The sequence below is a fragment of the Mesorhizobium sp. L48C026A00 genome, assembly GCF_000502375.1.
Classification (GTDB): Bacteria; Pseudomonadota; Alphaproteobacteria; order Rhizobiales; family Rhizobiaceae; genus Mesorhizobium; species Mesorhizobium muleiense.
The window spans coordinates 1-1,013 of record NZ_AYWU01000105.1 but is presented as its reverse complement, the minus strand read 5'-3'; the positions used below and the strand labels follow the sequence as shown (position 1 = coordinate 1,013).

The following is a 1,013-nucleotide window of genomic DNA, read 5'->3' as shown; positions in this document are numbered from 1 at the left end:
GATTACTGCCAAGGTCGCCGGCGATCTCGCTACCGATACCATCGTCATCGACAGCGGCTCGGTAACGAGCGAGGTACTGGACAGCGGCTTTAATGGAAGGGTCTCCCTGGCCGATGGCGCCATCGATCTCAACCTCAGGGCGGTTGCGGCTTCCGCGGCACTGCCGGCGGCAGTGCGCGGCGTGCTCGCCGAGCGGACGCAGCTCAGCGCGGCACTGAAGCGCGACGCCAACGGCAATGTTATCGCCGATGCGATCAGGCTGGTATCCGGCGCGCTGACCGCCGACGGGCAGGCCAGCCTCGCCGACAACAAGGTCACCGTCGACATCAAAGGCGCGCTGGCCGACATCTCGCTTCTGTCCGGGGATGCCAAGGGCGCCATCACCTTCGCGCTGAACGCGCAAGGCGCCAGCACCGCGCCCGACCTGTCGCTGACGGTCAACAGCGACCGGCTTTCGGTGGCGGCGCGAGAAATCACCGGGCTAAAGCTCACCGCGACGGGGAAGGGCGACATCGCCAGCCCGGCGGCCGATATCTCGCTCACCGGATCCGTCAATGACGAGCCACTCGATTTCAAGGCGTCGCTGGTAACGCGCCAGGGAAAGCGGTCCATAAACGGACTAAGCCTGTCACTGGGCGACAACAAAGTTTCGGGCGACCTTGCTCTCGACGATCGATTCCTGCCGCTCGGCACGGTTGCGCTGGATCTACCCGATATCAGTCCGCTCGCAGCCCTGGCGCTGGAAAAAGCTGACGGCGACGTGCGTGGCACGATCGTGTTCTCGAAGACCGGCAATGCGCCTCAAGTCGCCATCAAGGCGACCACAGATTCAATTTCGCGCGGCGATCTTTCGGCAAAGACGGTCACCATCGATGCGCTGATTGCCAACTATGTCGCCGCGCCGGCGATCTCCGGTAAAATCCGTGCCGACAGCGTCACCTCCGGCGGCACCGTGATCAGCGGCATCGGTGTCGATTTGAAGCGCGACGGCGACTGGACCGGGTTTTCCGGCG

1 pseudogene is annotated in these 1,013 nt (G+C 64.2%); it reads left to right on the top strand.

Going from position 1 to position 1,013, the window contains the following annotated elements:
- A pseudogene (locus X738_RS86635) lies at positions 1-1,013 on the top strand (translocation/assembly module TamB domain-containing protein); the annotation flags it as partial.